Annotated in this window: 14 protein-coding genes; 6 read left to right on the top strand and 8 right to left on the bottom strand. The window is 73.0% G+C overall.

Annotated elements, in window-relative coordinates; translation table 11 throughout:
* Positions 1–106: 106 nt before the first annotated feature.
* On the top strand, positions 107–2008 hold the full coding sequence (locus ACIHAR_RS05825) for a hypothetical protein (RefSeq protein ID WP_400017214.1): 1902 nt from the start codon (positions 107–109) through the stop codon (positions 2006–2008).
* 130 nt (positions 2009–2138) lie between these two features.
* On the opposite strand, the gene ACIHAR_RS05820 is transcribed toward ACIHAR_RS05825, so the two are convergent.
* Positions 2139–2495 (bottom strand): iron-sulfur cluster assembly accessory protein, encoded by a 357-nt coding sequence (locus ACIHAR_RS05820; protein ID WP_111002424.1) that lies wholly within the window; start codon positions 2493–2495, stop codon positions 2139–2141.
* Positions 2496–2772: 277 nt separating this feature from the next.
* Here ACIHAR_RS05820 and nadA point away from each other — a divergent pair, with 277 nt between their 5' ends.
* Complete coding sequence (gene nadA, locus ACIHAR_RS05815; protein WP_388758013.1) at positions 2773–3957, top strand: quinolinate synthase NadA; 1185 nt, start codon at positions 2773–2775, stop codon at positions 3955–3957.
* A gap of 35 nt (positions 3958–3992) precedes the next feature.
* On the opposite strand, the gene ACIHAR_RS05810 is transcribed toward nadA, so the two are convergent.
* The 6 genes from ACIHAR_RS05810 to ACIHAR_RS05785 form a co-directional block, all read right to left on the bottom strand.
* Positions 3993–6212 carry a PQQ-binding-like beta-propeller repeat protein gene (locus ACIHAR_RS05810; protein WP_400017211.1) on the bottom strand — a complete coding sequence of 740 codons (2220 nt, stop codon included), beginning with the start codon at positions 6210–6212 and terminating at the stop codon, positions 3993–3995.
* 106 nt (positions 6213–6318) lie between these two features.
* Positions 6319–9423, bottom strand: coding sequence for an efflux RND transporter permease subunit (locus ACIHAR_RS05805; RefSeq protein WP_365461059.1), 3105 nt, complete (start codon positions 9421–9423; stop codon positions 6319–6321).
* Between the two features lie 136 nt (positions 9424–9559).
* On the bottom strand, positions 9560–10240 hold the full coding sequence (locus tag ACIHAR_RS05800; protein ID WP_365461057.1) for a response regulator transcription factor: 681 nt from the start codon (positions 10238–10240) through the stop codon (positions 9560–9562).
* A complete protein-coding gene (locus ACIHAR_RS05795) occupies positions 10237–11466 on the bottom strand; it encodes a sensor histidine kinase (protein ID WP_365461055.1) in 1230 nt (409 codons plus the stop codon). The genes ACIHAR_RS05800 and ACIHAR_RS05795 overlap by 4 nt, the downstream gene beginning before the upstream one ends.
* Before the next feature lie 270 nt (positions 11467–11736).
* Entirely contained in the window at positions 11737–12015 is a 279-nt protein-coding gene (locus ACIHAR_RS05790) for a hypothetical protein (protein ID WP_400017208.1), read from the bottom strand.
* 33 nt (positions 12016–12048) lie between these two features.
* Positions 12049–12825 carry a PspA/IM30 family protein gene (locus tag ACIHAR_RS05785; RefSeq protein WP_365461201.1) on the bottom strand — a complete coding sequence of 259 codons (777 nt, stop codon included), beginning with the start codon at positions 12823–12825 and terminating at the stop codon, positions 12049–12051.
* 292 nt (positions 12826–13117) lie between these two features.
* On the opposite strand from ACIHAR_RS05785, the gene ACIHAR_RS05780 reads away from it, so the two are divergent.
* The 3 genes from ACIHAR_RS05780 (at position 13118) to ACIHAR_RS05770 (ending at position 16021) form a co-directional block, all read left to right on the top strand.
* The gene (locus tag ACIHAR_RS05780; protein WP_365461051.1) at positions 13118–13747 is read left to right on the top strand and encodes a DUF3043 domain-containing protein; all 630 of its coding nucleotides are present in this window, start codon (positions 13118–13120) and stop codon (positions 13745–13747) included.
* A gap of 83 nt (positions 13748–13830) precedes the next feature.
* On the top strand, positions 13831–14532 hold the full coding sequence (locus tag ACIHAR_RS05775; RefSeq protein WP_365461049.1) for a methyltransferase domain-containing protein: 702 nt from the start codon (positions 13831–13833) through the stop codon (positions 14530–14532).
* Between the two features lie 409 nt (positions 14533–14941).
* Positions 14942–16021: a S1C family serine protease gene (locus ACIHAR_RS05770; protein WP_400017203.1), complete on the top strand. Its 1080-nt coding sequence runs from the start codon at positions 14942–14944 to the stop codon at positions 16019–16021.
* A gap of 86 nt (positions 16022–16107) precedes the next feature.
* On the opposite strand, the gene ACIHAR_RS05765 is transcribed toward ACIHAR_RS05770, so the two are convergent.
* A complete protein-coding gene (locus ACIHAR_RS05765) occupies positions 16108–16320 on the bottom strand; it encodes a hypothetical protein (protein ID WP_365461045.1) in 213 nt (70 codons plus the stop codon).
* Between the two features lie 165 nt (positions 16321–16485).
* On the opposite strand from ACIHAR_RS05765, the gene ACIHAR_RS05760 reads away from it, so the two are divergent.
* A complete protein-coding gene (locus ACIHAR_RS05760) occupies positions 16486–17694 on the top strand; it encodes a bifunctional adenosylcobinamide kinase/adenosylcobinamide-phosphate guanylyltransferase (RefSeq protein ID WP_365461043.1) in 1209 nt (402 codons plus the stop codon).
* Positions 17695–18586: the final 892 nt, after the last annotated feature.

Raw genomic sequence — 18586 nt, 5'->3', positions numbered from 1 at the left:
GGGGCGCGCCCGGCAGGGAACCGTGCGCTCCCCCGCTGCGTCCCATCGCTGTCCCCCGTCGAGGGGATACGAGGTACGACAGCAGGGCAGCCGAAGGAGCGATGCGGTGAACACCGAGCGACCCGACAACGACGACACCGCGCGCGGGCCTGAGGTCCGGGGTACGCCGGAGGAGGCCCGTCCGGAGGCGGCGCCTCCGCAGGACGCGGTCGAGGCGGGCACCGGGGACGGGCAGGGCGGCGCGGCCGAGGAGACGGCCACGGAGGACGGGCCGGCGGAGCCCGCCGCCACGACCGGCGCGGAGAGGCCCGAGGTCCCGGCCGAGGCGGAGCAGCCCGCGGTCGAGGCGGAGATGCCTGCGACCGAAGCGGAGGAGCCCGCCGCCAAGGCCGAAGCGGAGGAGCCCGTCGTCGCGCGTGAAGTGGAGGAGCCCGCCGCCGAAGCCGGAGCGGGGACACCTGCCACCGAGGCCGCAGCGGGGGAGCCCGCCGCCGAAGGGGAGGAGCCCGTCGTCGCGCGGGAAGCGGAGACGCCTGCCGCGGGTCCCGCCGGTGACGAGGTCCGCGGTGACGAGTCCGTGGGTCATGACGAGCCTTCCGCCGCCTCCCGTCGCCGTTCCTCCGTCCTCGTCGCCTCCGTGGCCGCCGCCGTGCTGCTGGTGGGCGGCGGGGGCGCCTACCTGGCCAGTACGGCGGGCGATTCGGGCGGCGGATCGGGCTCGGGGGCTTCGCCGGGCGACGGCACTCCCCCGGTGCTCGTGCTCGACGGCTACGCCGGCAGCCCCTCCGGGGGTGCCACGAACGGCATCGCGCCCGGCGAGCCGAACCCCTACGGGGTCGTCTACCGGGCGGAGGGCACGCTCCCGGACGGCCCCGGCTCGGCACCCGTGTACTGGGCGAAGGGCGCGGTCACGAAGGACGAGGTGGCCCGGCTGGCGACCGCGCTGGGCGTCGGCGGCACGCCGGTGGCCGAGGGACAGGACTGGAAGGTCGGCTCGGGCGAGGACGGCTCGGGCCCGGTGCTGCGGGTGAACAGGGAGGCGCCCGGCCTGTGGACGTTCAACCGGTACGCCCCCGGCACCGACGACTGCGAGAGCGCCACCGTCTGCGCCAAGAAGCCCACGGCGCCGGCCGGCGACCCGGTCGGCGAGGCGGCCGCGAAGAAGGCGGCGGCGCCGGTTCTGAAGGCGCTCGGGCAGGACGACGCCAAGATCGACGCGAGCCAGGTCATGGGCGCCCAGCGGATCGTGAACGCCGAGCCCGAGGTCGGCGGTCTGCCCACCCACGGATGGACGACGGGTGTCACCGTCAACGCCCAGGGCGAGGTCGCCGGCGGGAGTGGACAGCTCAAGGCGCCGGTGAAGGGGGACGCGTATCCGGTGCTGAGTGCCCAGGAGACGCTGGACCGGATGAACGCGGCGCCGGGGACGGACCATCGGGCGGGCATCGGGGGCTGCGCCGGCCCGGTGCCCCTGGAGGACGGGACGCGGAGCACGTGCGGCGGGTCGACGGCCGTGCCGCAGAAGACGGCGCTGACGGTCGAGGACGCCGTGTTCGGGCTGGCCCCGCACGCCTCGGGCGGGCGGCAGGTGCTGGTGCCGTCCTGGCTGTTCGAGGTGCGGGGGACCGCGGACGTCCACACGGTGACGCATCCGGCCGTCGAGCCGGAGTACCTGGGCTCGCCCGGGGCGTCGACGCCGTCCGCGGAGCCGTCCTCCGGCGGGCGGACCAGTGATGTGGAGGTCGACGGCTACACGGCCGAGGGCAGGGAGCTGACCGTGAGCTTCACGGGCGGGGTGTGCTCCGCGTACAAGGCGACGGCGGTGGAGAGCGAGGACGAGGTCAAGGTCACCGTGACGGCGACGTCCGACCCGGACAAGGTCTGCATCCTGATCGCCCAGGTCTACCACCAGACCGTGCGGCTGGACGAGCCGCTCGGCGGCCGGACGGTGGTCGGGTCCGACGGGCGGGAGATCCCGCTGGAGAAGCCCGGGGCGCGGCTGCCGTAGCGGCCCGTTGCGCGGGCCGTCCGCGCTGAGGCGACCCGCGTGCAGCGGCACGGGTACACAGGAAGGCGGTACGCGCGCGAAGGCGGCGGCCCCCAGGAGGGTCCGCCGCCTTCGTGTCGTCCGGGACGACTCAGCTGAAGGAGTCGCCGCAGGCGCAGGAACCGGTCGCGTTCGGGTTGTCGATCGTGAAGCCCTGCTTCTCGATCGTGTCCACGAAGTCGATCGTGGCGCCGCCCAGGTACGGGGCGCTCATGCGGTCGGTGACGACCTTCACACCACCGAAGTCCTTCTCCACGTCGCCGTCGAGGGAGCGCTCGTCGAAGAAGAGCTGGTAGCGCAGGCCGGAGCAGCCGCCGGGCTGGACGGCCACGCGGAGGGCGAGGTCGTCACGGCCTTCCTGGTCGAGCAGGGCCTTGACCTTCGACGCGGCGGCGTCGGTCAGGACGATGCCGTCGGTGACGGTGGTGGTCTCGTCCGATACGGACATCTACATCTCTCCCGGGTTGTACGGAGACTGCTTGCCGACGGTTGCAACCGGCGGGGCCGCGGATTCATTCCGGGCCGGGCACGTGTCTTTTTCGCCTGTTCCTTCATGCTCGCACATGCCCGCAGAAGCGAACAGCGGCTCAAGGGGCGGCGGAAGCAAGTCGACGGAGCGGCGTCGGGATTCACGTCACATCGACGCAATGACCATCGTCAAAGTGACGTGAAGCAGGTTATGATAATAAGCGTCAGTTCGACGAAAAGTAGAAAGGGTGCGTGTCGTGACCACCGCCCAGACCACGGAGCTCGACGTACAGCCGACTCCGCTCGCCCTGTTGCTGCTCGGCCGTGAGGCCGACCCGAAGAGCGAGCGGGGCGTCGAGTGCCCCGGCGACCTGCCCTCCCCGTCCGACCCGGACCTGGTGGAGCGGGCCCGCGCCGCCAAGGAGAAGCTCGGCGACAAGGTCTTCGTCCTGGGTCACCACTACCAGCGTGACGAGGTCATCCAGTTCGCCGACGTCACGGGCGACTCCTTCAAGCTGGCCCGGGACGCGGCCGCGCGCCCGGAGGCCGAGTACATCGTGTTCTGCGGTGTGCACTTCATGGCGGAGTCCGCGGACATCCTGACCTCCGACGACCAGAAGGTCGTCCTGCCCGACCTCGCCGCCGGCTGCTCGATGGCCGACATGGCGACGGCCGAGCAGGTCGCCGAGTGCTGGGACGTGCTGACCGAGGCCGGCGTCGTCGAGCAGGTCGTGCCCGTCTCGTACATGAACTCCTCGGCGGACATCAAGGCGTTCACCGGCAAGCACGGCGGCACCATCTGCACCTCGTCGAACGCCAAGCGGGCCCTGGAGTGGGCCTTCCAGCAGGGCGAGAAGGTCCTGTTCCTGCCCGACCAGCACCTCGGCCGCAACACCGCCGTCCGCGACATGGGCATGTCCCTCGAGGACTGCGTCGTCTACAACCCGCACAAGCCGAACGGCGGACTGACCGCCGAGCAGCTGCGCGACGCGAAGATGATCCTTTGGCGGGGCCACTGCTCGGTGCACGGCCGCTTCAACCTGCAGTCCGTGGAGGACGTGCGCGCCCGCATCCCCGGGGTGAACGTGCTGGTCCACCCGGAGTGCAGGCACGAGGTCGTGGCCGCGGCGGACTACGTCGGGTCCACCGAGTACATCATCAAGGCCCTGGAGGCCGCCCCGGCCGGCTCCAAGTGGGCCATCGGCACCGAGCTGAACCTCGTGCGCCGGCTGGCGAACCGCTTCGCGCCCGAGGGCAAGGAGATCGTGTTCCTCGACCGCACGGTCTGCTTCTGCTCGACCATGAACCGCATCGACCTGCCGCACCTGGTCTGGGCCCTGGAGTCCCTCGCCGAGGGCAAGCTGGTCAACCGCATCGAGGTCGACAAGGAGACCGAGGCGTTCGCGAAGCTGGCGCTGGAGCGGATGCTGGCGCTGCCGTAGGGCCTGCCCGGACCGTCCGGCGTCGGGGTGAATCCTCACTCCGACGCCGGTTTCCGTTCCGGGTGAGCCGGGTCCAGGCCGAAGACCGTGCCGCCGGGGGTCGCCACGACCAGCGCCCCCCGGTGGACGAACACCCGGGCCGAGGGCCAGCCGCCGCTCACCCCGTGATCGACGCGCGGGAACGACTCCCACAGCAGGGTGCCCGCGCGGGCGTCGATGGCCGCGACCCGCCCGGTGGAACTGGCCAGGTACACCGTGCGGCCCCGGCCGTCGCTCACGGCCTCACCCGGCTGCTCCAGGGTCGTCGGGGTCTGCCACAGCGCCTTGCCCGTCGTGGGCGACACCGCCGTCACCTGGCCGCCGGAGGTGGTGAAGCAGATCGTGCCGTCCACCACGGACATCGTCCCGCGGAACGGCTGCGCCAGCTTCCTCGTCTCGCGGGCCCCGGTGTCGGAGTCGATGAACAGGAGACGCGTGTACGCGGTCTCGAGCCCGCCGTCGTCCGCCGCGTACTCCGCGAAGACCAGCCGGCCGTCGAGCGCGCCGGCATAGCCGGCGTTCCCCGGCAGGGACGGCAGGCGCCGCTGGGTGCCGTCGGCCGGGTCGAGGGCGAGGAAGCGCGTGGCGCCCGTGTCGGCGTGGGTGCAGTCCGCGTAGGGGCGGCCGTCGGTGTCGTGGAACCCGCACCAGTACCCGGCGGGCAGGGTGGTCGTCCAGCGTCCGGCGCCGTCACGCACGGTGCGGGCGGTCACCGACCGGCCGTCCGAGACCATGACCAGTTCCCCTACGAGGGCGGGTTCCGCGTACTCGGCGTCGGTCTCGCGGGACCACAGCCGGGTGCCGTTCGTGGCGTCCAGGGCTATGAGGTGGGAGGCGACGGTCTCCCCCGAGGCGTCGGTACGGGTCTGGTGCACGAGGACCGTGCCGCCCCGGACGCCGAGGATCGAGGAGCCGTAGTCGTCGGCCTTCATCCCGGCCGGCAGGGACGCCGCGCGCCAGACCGTCGCGCCGGTCAGCGGGTCCACGCGGATCGGGAGGATGCCGTCGCCACCGCAGTACAGGGCGCCTTCGCCGAACGTGCAGTCCGGTGTCGCGGCGGAGATCTCGCCGATCGGTTTCGCGCCGCGGACGGCCGGCTCGAACAGCGTGGTCTGCCAGGGACGCCAGCCTGCCGGGACCGCCTCCCACCGCGAGGTCGGAGACGCCGAAGGGCTCGCCGACTTCCCCGTCCCCGTGGTCCCGCCGCCCTTCAGCGGGCCGAGGACGAGGTAGACCGTGAGGGCGACGGCGAGGACACCGGCCGCGCCGGCCATGGCCAGCAGCCAGGGCAGGCGGGCCCGGCGGGCGGAACGGCCCGGCGTCGCGTCCAGCGCGGTCGGGGTGCGCGGTTCCTCGGACACGGGCGGGGGCAGGCGCAGTGTCACCGTGTGCGCGTCCCCGGGCGCGGGTTCGGGCAGGGCGGTCGCGAACTCCCGCGCCAGCTCGTCGAGTCCGGGTCTGTCGGCGATCTCCTTGGTCAGGCAGCGGGCCAGGATTCCGCGCAGCGGCTCGGCCACCGACTCCAGGGCGGGCTCCTCGTTCATCACCCGGTACGCCGTGAGGTAGGGGCTGTCGGCGTCGAAGGGGCCGCGTCCCGTCACGGCGAACACCAGCAGCGCCGCGAGGGAGAAGACGTCGGAGGCGGGACCCACCGAGCGGGCGTCGATGAACTGCTCCGGGGACATGAACGGCGGAGTGCCGATCGCCTTCCCGGTCTCCGTCAGCGTCTGGTTCTCGGCGGCACGGGATATGCCGAAGTCGATGACGCGCGGGCCGTCCTCGGCCACCAGGACGTTCGCGGGCTTGAGGTCGCGGTGGACCACCCCGGCCCGGTGGATGTCCCGCAGCGCCTCCACCAGACCCAGCGCCAGCCGCCGCAACTCCGCGCCCCGCAACGGGCCGTCGGCCCGGATCCGGGCGGCCAGCGACGGCGCGGGCACGTACTGGGTGGCCATCCAGGGCCGCACGGCGTCCGGGTCGGCGTCGAGGACGGGTGCGGTGAACGCGCCGCTGACCTTGCGGACGGCCTCGATCTCCTGGCGGAAACGGGTACGGAAGACAGGGTCCTCGGCGTACTGGGCGTGGACCACCTTGACGGCGACCTCGCGACCCGATCTCGCCCTGCCCCGGTAGACGACCCCCATGCCGCCGGACCCCAGCCGGTCGACGATCCGGTACCCACCGAGCGACCTCGGATCGTCCCTGTGCAGTGGCACCGCCCCGATCCCCTTCCCCCGCAGAGCAGTTGGAGCTCACAGGATATGAAAGCCCTGCGGGGAAAGGGACATCGGTGTCAGCGGCGTGTCAGCCGCGGGCCGGGGTTCACACGCCCGCCGGCTCCGCCACCTTCTCCGGCTCGGCCGCCTGTTTCTTCGCCGCCCGCTTCTTCGCCCGGCGCTCCTTGCGCAGTTCGAGCATCGCGTAGAGGGTCGGGACGAGGAGCAGGGTGAGCAGGGTGGAGGTGACCAGGCCGCCGATGACGACCACCGCCAGCGGCTGGGCGATGAAGCCGCCCTCGCCGGTGACGCCCAGGGCCATCGGCAGCAGGGCGAAGATGGTCGCCAGGGCCGTCATCAGGATGGGACGCAGCCGGTGGCGGCCGCCTTCCACCACGGCCTCGACCACGCCGTAGCCCTGGCGGCGGTACTGGTTGATGAGGTCGATCAGCACGATCGCGTTGGTCACCACGATGCCGATCAGCATCAGCATGCCGATCATCGCCGGGACGCCCATCGGGGTGCCGGTGGCGACCAGCAGGCCGATCGCGCCCGTGGCCGCGAACGGGATGGACACCAGCAGGATCAGCGGCTGCACGAGCGAACGGAAGGTCGCCACCAGCAGCATGAAGACGATCGCGATCGCCGCGAGCATCGCCAGGCCGAGGTTCTTGAACGCGTCGTCCTGGTCCTGCGAGACACCGCCGATCTCGGCCGTCGCGCCCGCCGGGAGCTTCAGCGCGCCGAGCTTCGACGTGAGGTCCGCGCTCACCGCGCCCGTGTTGTCGCCGGTCGGGCGGGCGGTGATGGTGGCCGCGCGCTGACCGTCGATGCGGGTCATCGAGACCGGGCCGTCCACGAGGCGGACGGTCGCGATGTCACCGAGCTTCACCGGGCCCAGGGGCAGGGCCTTGAGCTGCGCCAGCGTCGTGGCCGGCTTCGACGACGTGATCACGACGTCGCGCTCGGTGTCGTCCAGGATCGCCTTCGCCGCCGGGGTCCCGCGCACCGCCTGCGCGACCGCCGCGCCGAGCGTCTGCTCGTCGAAACCGGCCGCCGCCGCCCTGCCGTTGGCCTTGACGGAGATGCGCGGCACGCTCTGGGACAGGTCGCTGGTGACGTCCGTGACGTCGTCCAGGCCGGCCACGGTCTTGCGGACCTGCTCCGACGCCTCGCGCAGCACCTGGGCGTCGGCCGCCTTGACGACGACGCTCAGGTCCTGGCTGCCGAAGCCGTCACCGGCCGCCACGGTGGTGGTGCCGATGCCCTTCAGCTTGCCGAGGCCGTCCTCGACACGGTCCTGGACGTCCTCGTACGACGCCCCGTCCTCCAGCATCACCTGGTAGGACGCCTGGTTGGTGTCCGTGCCGCCGCCGAAGGCCGCCATGAAGCCGGAGGAGCCGATGGTGACCTGGTAGTCCTTCACGCCCTCGGTGTCCGCGAGCAGCCGCTCGACCTTCTTGGCCTGGGCGTCCGTCGCCGCCAGGCTGGTGCCCGGCGCCAGCTCCTGACGAACCGTCAGAACCTGCTGCTCGCCCTGGTCGAAGAAGTTGGTCTTCAGCAGCGGCGCCATGCCGAAGGTGCCGATCAACACGACGACCGCGATGGCCACGCTGGTCAGACGGCGCCGGGTGGCGAACCGCAGGACGGGAACGTACAGGCGCTGGAGGCGGCTCTTCGCCTCCTTCTCCTCCGCCGCGCGACGCGCCTTCTCGGCATCCGCGGGGGTGCCCTTGGGGGCGCGCAGGAACCAGTACGACAGGACCGGGACGACCGTCAGCGAGACGAGGAGCGAGGCCAGCAGGGCCGCCGTCACCGTGAGGCTGAACGAGCCGAACAGCGCGCCCACCATGCCGCCGACCAGGCCGATCGGCAGGAACACGGCGACCGTGGTGAGCGTGGAGGAGGTGACCGCCCCGGCCACCTCGCGCACCGCGGTGAGGATCGCGGTCCGGCGCTCCTCGCCGTAGCCGAGGTGGCGCTTGATGTTCTCCAGCACGACGATCGAGTCGTCGACCACCCGGCCGATCGCGATGGTCAGGGCGCCCAGCGTCAGCATGTTCAGCGACAGGTCGCGCGTCCACAGCACGATCAGGGCGAGGACCACCGAGAGCGGGATCGAGACCGCTGTCACCAGCGTCGAGCGGACCGACGCCAGGAACACCAGGATGACCAGGACGGCGAAGAGCAGACCGAGCGCGCCCTCCGTCGTCAGGCCCTCGATGGCCTTCGACACCGCCGGGCCCTGGTCGCTGACGACCGTGATCGACGCGCCGGAGCCGAGGTCCTCGCGCAGCCCGGGCAGCTTGTCCTCGACGGCGTCCGAGATGGCGACCGCGCTGCCGTCGTGGTCCATGGTGACGGCGACGGAGAGGCTGGGCTTCCCGTCGGTACGCGTGAGGGAGTCGGCCGGGGCCTCCTCCTGCTGCACCGTGGCCACGGTCCCGAGACGGACCGGCTTGCCGCCCTCCGCGCCCGGGATCATCAGGTCCTGGATCTGCTCGAGCGAGGTGTACCCGCCGCCGACCTGGACGGTGCGGTTGGCGCCGGCCTCGTCGAAGGAGCCCGCCGGGACGGTCGCGCCGCCCGCCTGGAGGGCCTGGGCGAGGGCCTGCGGGGTCAGCCCCGCCCGCGCCAGCTTCGCGTCGTCCGGGGTGACGGACACCTGGAGGTCGCGCACACCGTCGACGGTGACCTGGCCGACGCCGTCGATGTCCTTGAGCGCCGGCACGACGGTCCGGTCGAGCTGGTCGGCGAGGGCCTGCTGGTCCTTGCCGGAGGTGACGGCGAGGACCACGGTCGGCATGTCGTCCGTGGAACCGGCGACGACCTGCGGCTCCACCGAGTCCGGGAGCTGGACGCGGGCCCGGTTGACCGCCTGCTGGACGTCGGCGACGAGTTGCTTGGTGTCGTTGCCGTAGTCGAAGGACGCCATGATCACGGCGTTGCCCTCGCTCGCCGTGGAGGTGACGCCGGTGATGCCGTCGACGGCCTCGAGGTTGTCCTCGATGGGTTCGACGACCTGCTTCTCGACGACGTCCGGGGAGGCGCCCTGGTAGGGCGCCAGCACGGACACCATCGGCAGTTCGATGGTGGGCAGCAGCTGCTGTTTGAGCTGCGGGATCGCGATCGCGCCGAAGACGAGCGCGATGAGGGACATCAGGCCTATCAGGGCCCGTTGCGCGAGGCTGAATCTCGACAGCCAGGACATGGGTGGAGGTTCTCTCCTCTGGGAGCGGGCAGAAGTGGCCCCTTCACCCTGTGGCATGGTCGCGGGCGATTCCGTAGGCCCCAGGTCGGTTTCCTTATACGGCGCCTACTCCGGGCGCAGTACGGCCGGGTGGAACTCAGTCCACCCTCGGACGGACCAGCCCGGACTCGTACGCGATCACCACGAGCTGGGCCCGGTCCCGGGCGCCCAGCTTGGCCATGGCCCGGTTGACGTGCGTCTTCACGGTCAGCGGACTGACCTCCAGGCGTTCGGCGATCTCGTCGTTGGAGTGGCCGCCGGCGACCTGGACGAGGACCTCGCGCTCGCGCACGGTGAGCGCGTCCAGCCGCTGGGCGCGAGCCGGGTCGTGGTCGTCGTCGGTGTCGGCCTGGGCGAGGAAGCGGGCGATCAGGCCCTTGGTGGCGGCGGGGGAGAGCAGGGCCTCCCCGCCGGCGGCGACCCGGATGGCGTTGAGGAGCTCCTCCGGCTCGCTGCCCTTGCCGAGGAAGCCGGAGGCGCCCGCGCGCAGTGACTGCACGACGTAGTCGTCGACCTCGAAGGTCGTCAGGATCACCACGCGGACGTGCGCGAGGGCCGGGTCGGCGCTGATCAGGCGGGTGGCGGCGAGGCCGTCGGTGCCGGGCATCCGGATGTCCATCAGGACGACGTCCGCCCGCTGCTCCTTGGCCTGCCGGACCGCCTCCGCGCCGTCGGACGCCTCACCGACCACCTCCATGTCGGGCTCGGAGTCGACGAGCACGCGGAACGCGCTGCGCAGCAGTGCCTGGTCGTCGGCGAGCAGGACACGGATCGTCATACGGGCTCCCCCGGTTCTCCCGTCGCGGCGGTACGGGTCTTGACCGGCAGGATCGCATGGACGCGGAAGCCGCCTCCGTAGCGGGGACCCGTGGTGAGGGTGCCTCGCAGCGCGGTGACGCGCTCCCGCATGCCGAGCAGGCCGTGGCCGCCGCCGTCGCGTGGGCCCGCCCGGTCCCCCGCGCCGTCGTCGAGGACGGTGACCTCGATGCGGGGTCCTACACGGACGATGCTGACCTCGGCCTTCGCGTCCGGCCCCGCGTGCTTCTGCACGTTGGTCAGGGCCTCCTGGACGACCCGGTAGGCGGCCAGGTCGACGGCGGCGGGGAGCTGCGTGCCGTGGTCGGCGCGGGCGACCTCGACCTGGAGGCCGGCGCTGCGGAAGGTGCCGGCGAGTTCGTCGAGGCGGTCCAGGCCGGGGGCCGGTTCGGTCGGGGCCTCGGGGTCGCCGGACTGGCGGAGCAGCCCGACGGTGGCGCGCAGTTCGTTCAGGGCCGACCGGCTGGCCTCGCGGACGTGCGCTAGGGCCTCCTTGGCCTGGTCGGGGCGCTTGTCCATGACGTGGGCGGCGACTCCGGCCTGCACGTTGACCAGCGCGATGTGGTGGGCGACGACGTCGTGCAGGTCGCGGGCGATGCGCAGGCGTTCCTCGGCGACCCTGCGGCGGGCCTCCTCCTCACGGGTGCGTTCCGCGCGCTCGGCGCGGTCCCGGATGGCCTGGACGACGGCCCGGCGGCTGCGGACGGCGTCCCCCGCGGTGGCCCCGATGCCGGTCCAGGCGAGGATCGCGAGGTTGTCCTGGGCGTACCAGGGCAGGGGGCCCGCGATCATCGCGGCACCGGTGAGGACCGTCATGGTGACCAGGCCGGCGCGCAGGGTCGTCGGACGGTCGGTGGTGGAGGCGACGGTGTAGAGGGCGACGACGGCGGACATCGCGACCGGCGCGCGCGGGTCGCCGGTCACGGACTCCACCACGGAGAAGGTGCCGGTGAGGGCGAGGACCGTCATGGAGGCGGTGCGGCGGAAGACGAGGGCGACGGCGCCGAGGGTCATCAGCAGCAGGCTGAGCAGGTCCGGGGTGCGGATGCTCCAGCTGACGCGGTGCTCGCCGTGCGGGTCCACGAAGGAGCCGGCCAGCATGCACAGCAGGACGGCGGCGGCCAGGGCGGCGTCGAGGGCGAGGGGATGAGCGTGCAGGTGGCGCCGCGCTCGGGCGAGGGGAGTCAAGGGTGCCGTACCTTCTCGAGTGGCCGTCGCTTCGCGCGGGCGTCGCCGGGGGCTGCCGCTCCCGGTCGCCCGCTCGGGCCCTGACCGGGCCCCGTCCCCGTTCTCCCCCACTCCCGGCCGCGCTCGAGCGGAAGAAAGGACCCACGACGGGTGGGCCTCGCCGGGACCGGCGCCGACGGGTGGCCGCCGGCCGGTTGCCGCAGCGTGGCCGGCAGCCGGTGCCCGGCCGGCACCCGAGGTGGGAGGGCAGGCCTCCGGGCCCGGCCCACCTCAGCCCGGGATCAGCCCGTCGTCGCTCAGCATCTCCCGGACCTCCTCCAGGCTCGCGTCCGGGGCCGGGAGGATCAGTTCCGAGGATTCCAGGGCGTCGTCGGGCAGGGGCTCGCCGAGGCGGCGGACCGCGTCGAGAAGGGCGCGGAGGGTGCGGCGGAAGCCCTCCACGTCGCCGCCCTCCATCTCCGTCAGCAGCTCGTCGTCCAGCTTGCTCAGCTCGACGACGTGGGAGTCGGCCAGCGTCCACTGGCCCTCCCCCATGATCCGCACGATCATGTCGCCTCCTCGGCTCCGCTCCCCGGCGCCGGGCTACTGCTTGTCGAAGCGCGGGGTGTCCTGTGGCTGCTGCTGGTTCTGCGACGGCTCGGTGCCGCCTTCGATGGCCTGCTGCCCGGCGGAGGTGCCCCCGGCGAGCTCGGCCTTCATGCGCTGCAGTTCCAGCTCTACATCCGTACCACCGGAGAGCCGGTCCAGCTCGGCCTGGATGTCGTCCTTGGCCATGCCGGTGGGGTCGTCCAGGGCGCCGGAGGCGAGGAGTTCGTCGAGGGCGCCGGCGCGGGCCTGGAGCTGGGCGGTCTTGTCCTCGGCACGCTGGATGGCCAGGCCGACGTCGCCCATCTCCTCGGAGATGCCGGAGAAGGCCTCGCCGATGCGGGTCTGGGCCTGGGCCGCGGTGTAGGTGGCCTTGATGGTCTCCTTCTTCGTGCGGAAGGCGTCGACCTTGGCCTGGAGGCGCTGGGCCGCGAGGGTGAGCTTCTCCTCCTCGCCCTGGAGCGTCGCGTGCTGCGTCTCGAGGTCGGTGACCTGCTGCTGGAGCGCGGCGCGGCGGGAGAGCGCCTCGCGGGCCAGGTCCTCGCGGCCGAGCGCGAGCGCCTTGCGGCCCTGGTCCTCCAGCTTGGAGGACTGCGACTGCAGCTGGTTGAGCTGGAGTTCCAGGCGCTTGCGCGAGGTGGCCACGTCCGCGACGCCGCGGCGGACCTTCTGGAGGAGCTCCAGCTGCTTCTGGTACGAGTAATCGAGGGTCTCGCGCGGGTCCTCGGCCCGGTCAAGGGCCTTGTTCGCCTTCGCGCGGAAGATCATCCCCATACGCTTCATGACACCGCTCATGGGCTTCGCGCGCCCCCTTCTGACGGACTCCAGCTCCAGCTCTGCGACAGAACCCACAGTACGGGCCCTGTCTCCATTGACGCACTGTTCGGGGACGGATGGGCTCCTCCCCAAGGACGACTGACCCCGGTCCTGATCCGGCGTGAGGAGTAGGTGACCTTCAGGGTGACCACGAGATCACCGGCCGTCCCCTCTCCCCCGGTTCGTCCCGGGTCTGTCCTCATTTCAGACGACCGGTGTTGCCGGATCGTTCCCCGCCGGGCTGGGGTCCATGCGGGGGGAGCGCTTACCCTTGGGTTTTGTGTTCCGTAGCCGTGCCAAGGAAGAGAAGGCACCGGTCGCCGACAAGGCGCCGTTGACCGACTCCAAGCAGCCCCGTGACCCGCAGGCCCCCAAGGGCCGGCCCACGCCCAAGCGCAGTGAGGCCCAGTCCCAGCGCCGCAGCGTGGCCAACACGCCGTTGACGCGCAAGGAGGCCGCCAAGCGCCAGCGCGACGAGCGCCGCGCCCAGCTCGAGCGCCAGCGCCAGGCGCTGGCCGGAGGGGACGAGCGGTACCTGCCGGCCCGTGACAAGGGGCCGGTCCGCAAGTTCGCGCGCGACTTCGTCGACTCGCGGTTCAACGTGGCGGAGTTCTTCCTGCCCATGGCCGTGGTCATCCTCGTGCTGAGCATGATCCGGGTGGCGGAGCTGCAGAGCATCGCGCTTCTGCTGTGGCTCGTGGTGATCGTGCTCATCGTGCTGGACTCGATCGTCACCGGGTTCCGCCTGAAGAAGCGGCTCGCCGAGCGCTTCCCCGACCAGAACCGGCGCGGCGCGGTGGCCTACGCGCTCATGCGTTCCCTCCAGATGCGTCGGCTCCGGCTGCCCAAGCCGCAGGTCAAGCGCGGAGAGCGGCCCTGAGCACTGCTTCTTTCTCCGGGGGTGCGGCCGAGGCCTGGCTGAACAAGCTGGGTGGGCTGCGTGACGTCGTACGGCAGGAGCTGGTGGCCCGGCAGCTCGACGAGCAGATAGCCGGGCGGTTTCCGGTCGGTCAGCGGCTGCGGGTGCTCGACGTGGGCATGGGCCAGGGCACGCAGGCGCTGCGGCTGGCCCGGCTCGGTCATCAGGTGACCGGTCTGGAGCAGGACGCGACGATGATCGCCGCGGCCCGCGAGGCCCTGTCCGGCGAGCCGGAGGGCATCCGGGAACGGATGCGGATCATCGAGGGCGACGGCCGGGACACCGGCGTGCACTTCCTTCCCGGCAGCTTCGACATCGTGCTGTGCCACGGGGTGCTCATGTACGTCGAGGAGCCGGACCCCCTGCTGGCCGGCCTCGCGCGCGTGCTGGCCCCCGGCGGGCTGCTGTCGCTCCTCGTCCGCAACGCGGACGCGCTGGCCATGCGGCCCGGCCTGGCCGGCGACTGGGCGGGCACCCTGGCCGCCTTCGACAGCGTCGCCTATCGCAACCGGCTGGGCCTCGACGTCCGCGCGGACCGTCTGGAGACCCTGACCGCGACGCTGGCCGGTATCGGGGCGCCCCTGCACGCCTGGTACGGGGTGCGGGTGTTCACGGACAACGCGCCGGACGGGGCGGATGTCCCCGAGGACGTGGAGACGCTGCTGGCCGCGGAGGAGCGGGCGGGGCGGACGGATCCGTACCGGGGCGTGGCGGCGCTGCTGCATCTGTGCGGGGTGCGGGGCTGAGGCGCGTGGGCTGAGCGCGCGGGCCGCTTGCGCGCTGAGCGGGCGAGGCCGCTTCCGCGTTAGGCGTGCGGAGCGTGCGGGGCTGCTTTCGCGTCAGGCGTGCGGGAGGGGCGTGCCGGCCGTGTGGGCAGGGCGTACGAAGCCGGGACCCGCGCGCTGGGCGTACGAAGTGCCGTGTCGGCCGCGTGGGCCGGGACCGCGCTGGGCGTACGAAGTGGCGTGTCGGCCGGGTGTGCGGGGGTGCGGTGTGTCGGCCGATCGGGGCGGGGCGGGGCGCGTCGGCTGAGAGTGCTCCGGCTCCGCGGTGCGGGGGTACGGGTCGGCCCGGCTCCGTGCGGGAGCGTTCGGGGTGCGCTCGTTCGGGTGAGCTGGACAAGCCGGACGTTCACCCCCCGGAGAGACTCGGGGCATGGATGCTTGCCGTACGCGTGCCCTTCGGCTGGTCGTGTCCGTGGGGGTGTGTTCCCTGGGGCTGGTCGCCGGGTGTTCCGGTTCCGGTTCCTCGGAGCGGGAGACGGTGACCCGGCAGCCCGCGCAGAGCGCGCAGCCCGCGGCCGTCGCCCAGGCGGACGAGCTCGAGAACGCCTACCAGAGGGTCATCAAGGACGTCCTGCCGTCGGTCGTGCAGATCCAGACGGGCAGTGGTCTCGGCTCGGGTGTCGTGTACGACGACAAGGGGCACATCGTCACGAACGCGCACGTCGTCGGGGACGAGCGGAACTTCCGGGTGACGACCGCCAACAGTCAGGAGGCCCTCGCGGCGACCCTCGTCTACTCGTACCCGGAGCAGGACCTGGCCGTCGTCAGGCTCGACCGGGTGCCCGACGGCATGAGGCCGGCGACCTTCGGGGACTCGGCGAAGGTCGAGGTCGGGCAGATCGTGCTCGCGATGGGCTCACCGCTGGGGCTGTCGTCCAGCGTGACCCAGGGCATCGTCTCGGCGACCGGGCGGACCGTCAGCGCGGGCGACGCCGACGGGGGCACGGGCGCGACCATCGCCAACATGGTGCAGACGTCAGCCGCCATCAACCCCGGCAACAGCGGGGGCGCGCTGGTCGGACTCGACGGGCGGGTCGTCGGCATCCCGACGCTCGCCGCGACCGACCCCGGTCTCGGGGACAGCGCGGCGCCGGGCATCGGGTTCGCGATCCCGGCGTCGACGGTGCGGACGATCGCCGACCAGATCGTCCGGGACGGCCGGGTCACCGACTCCGGCCGGGCGGCGCTCGGCATCACCGGACGGACGTACGTCGACGCGGACTTCCAGCCGGCCGGGGTCGCGGTCGTGGAGGTGACGGGCGGAGGAGCGGCCGACAAGGCCGGTATCCAGGCCGGGGACGTCATCGTCCGGCTGGGCGACACCGACATCACCACGATCACCTCGCTGGCGGAGGCGCTGGCCGAGAACCGGCCCGGGCAGCGGACGACGGTGACGTACCTGCGCGACGGCGGGCAGCGGACGGTGGACGTGACGCTGGGCGAGCAGTAGGGGTTTGACGCCATGTGGGCGGTCGGCGCTCCGTGGGCGGACGGGCCCCGGGGCGGACGTGGCCGGCCGCCCCGGGGCCCGTCCGGTCACGACGCGTCGGCGTGCAGGTTCATCGGACCGTAGATCTCGGTGGAGTCCTCGAACAGCCGCACCTGGTCCGCGCCGCCTTCGAGCAGGTCCTTCCAGTGCTCCCCGATCCAGGACTCGGCGTCCCCCTGCGTGGTGAACTCCTCGGGCTGCACCGCGGGCTCGACCTCCGTCCCGTCGGCCTTCTCGAAACGCCACGTCCATGCCGCCATGTACGCCTCCAACGTGTCGGCACCTGCAGAGCAGAAGCCGGATCACGGTCCGGCTCCAGTCCAGAGCCTATGCGCTCCACGGGGTGCGCCGTCAGGAGACGGCGGCGGTCGGTGATCGGGGGTACCGGGCGCGCGTGCGGTGGGGCAACCGGCGAAAATCGGTTCGTGGAAGTGACTCTGCTCGGTACCGGTGCTCCCGCGGGGCTGCCCCGCCCCGACTGTCCCTGTGCGGTCTGTGCGACCTCGCTCGGCGCGGACGCGCGGGCGGCGACCGCCCTGCTCGTGGACGGGGCGCTGCTGCTCGATCTGACCCCGGGTGCGGCGTTCGCCGCCGCCCGGACCGGGCATTCGCTGAGCGGGGTGCGGCAGGTGCTGCTGTCGCACCCGCACGACGGGCCGCCCGTCGAGGTGCCGGCCGGGGTGCCGCAGCCCGGGCGGGTGCCGGACGGGCGGGAGTTGACCCTGCTGACGGGGCATCGGGTGCGGGCGGTGCCGATGGACGCGCCGGGCACGGGGTACGAGGTGACCGGGCCTGCCGGGCAGCGGCTGCTGTACCTGCCGCCGGGGGGCGCGCCGGCCGGTCTGGAGGACGGGACGGTGCCGGACGAGCGGTACGCCATGGTCCTCGCGGACGTCGTGGGGCGGCCGGACGCCCTGGCCAAGCTGCGGGCGGTCGGGGCGGTGGGACCGACGACGGACGTCATCGCCGTTCACCTGGACCACGACGTGCCGGTGGGGCCGGAGTTGCGGCGTCGGCTCGCGGCGGCCGGGGCACGGGCGGTGCCGGACGGGGCGACGCTGGCGGTGGGGGCGTACGAGGACGTGCCGGACGTGCCGCGGCGGACGCTGGTGCTGGGCGGAGCCAGGTCGGGAAAGTCGGTGGAGGCGGAGCGACGGCTGGAGTCCTTCCCCGAGGTGCTGTACGTCGCGACGGGCGGCACGCGGGGCGGTGACACCGAGTGGGCGGCGCGGGTGTCCGCGCACCGGGAGCGGCGGCCCGGCTCGTGGCGGACGGCGGAGACGTGCGATCTGGTGCCGCTGCTGGGGGCGGACGGGGCCCCGCTGCTGATCGACTGCCTCTCCCTGTGGCTGACCGACGCGATGGACTCCGTCGGGGCGTGGGACGACGCGGTGTGGGCGAGCGGGGGCGAGCGTGCGCTGCGCGCCCGGGTCACCGAGCTGGCGGCCGCCGTGCGCGCGACCCGGCGGACGGTCGTCCTCGTCTCCAACGAGGTCGGTTCGGGCATCGTCCCGGCGACCGCGTCGGGGCGGCGGTACCGGGACGAGCTGGGGCGGCTCAACGCGGCGATCGCGGCGGAGTGCGAGCAGGTCGTGCTGGTGGTGGCGGGGCAGGCGGTGGTGCTGCGGGGGTGAGGTGTTCGCCGCGCGGCGGGGCGGAGGGCAGTGCGGGTCCGCTGAGAGGCGGGCCGGCGGGTGGGCGGGTCTTCTGCTGAGGGCCGGGCCGGGGTGTGCAGGTCCGCTGACGGCCGGGCAGGGGGGGCGCAGGTCCGCTGACGGCCGGGCAGGGGAGCGCAGGTCCGCTGACAGCCGGGCAGGGGAGCGCAGGTCCGCTGACAGCCGGGCAGGGGAGCGCAGGTCCGCTGACAGCCGGGCAGGGGAGCGCAGGTCCCTGCAGGGCTGGCGGGGTGTGTGCAGGTGCGCTGGAGGCGGGGCGGCGGGTGCGTAGATCCGCTGGAGGCGGGGCGGGGGGTGCGTAGATCCGCTGCAGGCCGAGCCCGCGTGTGCAGGTGTGCTGAAAATGCAGGGCAGGGGTTGCGCAGGACTGCTGGCGGGCGGGCCGGGGTCGGTGCCGGGGGTGGGTCGTGCGGCCCTGCGCCGATGGGATGACGCCTGGGCCGGTACTCCCCCGTTTCCAGGTTGGCTCGAGGGGGACCCCCGTCGCCCTGGCGGCACGACCGTCCGCAGACTGACGGGCCGGACGGCGTGACTGCCCGCCGGCCGGCGGGCAGGGCGAGCGGGGTGCGCCACGGCCCAGTGGCGTGACTGCCGCAGCCAGAACGGCGGGACGGGCCGGTACGCCACGGCGAGGCGGCACGACCGCCCCTCAGCCCAGCGGGCAGGACGGGCGGGACGCACCACAGCCCGGCGGCCTGACCGCCGCAGCCCAGCGGTGCCGGACAGGCCCGATGCGCCACGGCCACGCGGCACCACCGCCCCTCAGCCCAGCGGGCAGGACGGGCGGGACGCACCACAGCCCGGCGGCCTGACCGCCGCAGCCCAGCGGTGCCGGACAGGCCCGATGCGC

Source organism: Streptomyces sp. NPDC052016 (assembly GCF_044548445.1).
Lineage (GTDB): Bacteria > Actinomycetota > Actinomycetes > Streptomycetales > Streptomycetaceae > Streptomyces.
Note: the sequence above shows the minus strand (reverse complement) of the source record. Positions and strands in the feature narration are given on the sequence as shown.

Coding starts and splice junctions, on each gene's coding strand:
- ACIHAR_RS05790 (WP_400017208.1), bottom strand. CDS start 12,015: ATGATCGTGCGGATCATGGGGGAGGGCCAGTGGACGCTGGCCGACTCC.
- ACIHAR_RS05770 (WP_400017203.1), top strand. CDS start 14,942: ATGGATGCTTGCCGTACGCGTGCCCTTCGGCTGGTCGTGTCCGTGGGG.
- ACIHAR_RS05805 (WP_365461059.1), bottom strand. CDS start 9,423: ATGTCCTGGCTGTCGAGATTCAGCCTCGCGCAACGGGCCCTGATAGGC.
- ACIHAR_RS05820 (WP_111002424.1), bottom strand. CDS start 2,495: ATGTCCGTATCGGACGAGACCACCACCGTCACCGACGGCATCGTCCTG.
- ACIHAR_RS05765 (WP_365461045.1), bottom strand. CDS start 16,320: ATGGCGGCATGGACGTGGCGTTTCGAGAAGGCCGACGGGACGGAGGTC.
- ACIHAR_RS05785 (WP_365461201.1), bottom strand. CDS start 12,825: ATGGGGATGATCTTCCGCGCGAAGGCGAACAAGGCCCTTGACCGGGCC.
- ACIHAR_RS05800 (WP_365461057.1), bottom strand. CDS start 10,240: ATGACGATCCGTGTCCTGCTCGCCGACGACCAGGCACTGCTGCGCAGC.
- ACIHAR_RS05780 (WP_365461051.1), top strand. CDS start 13,118: ATGCGGGGGGAGCGCTTACCCTTGGGTTTTGTGTTCCGTAGCCGTGCC.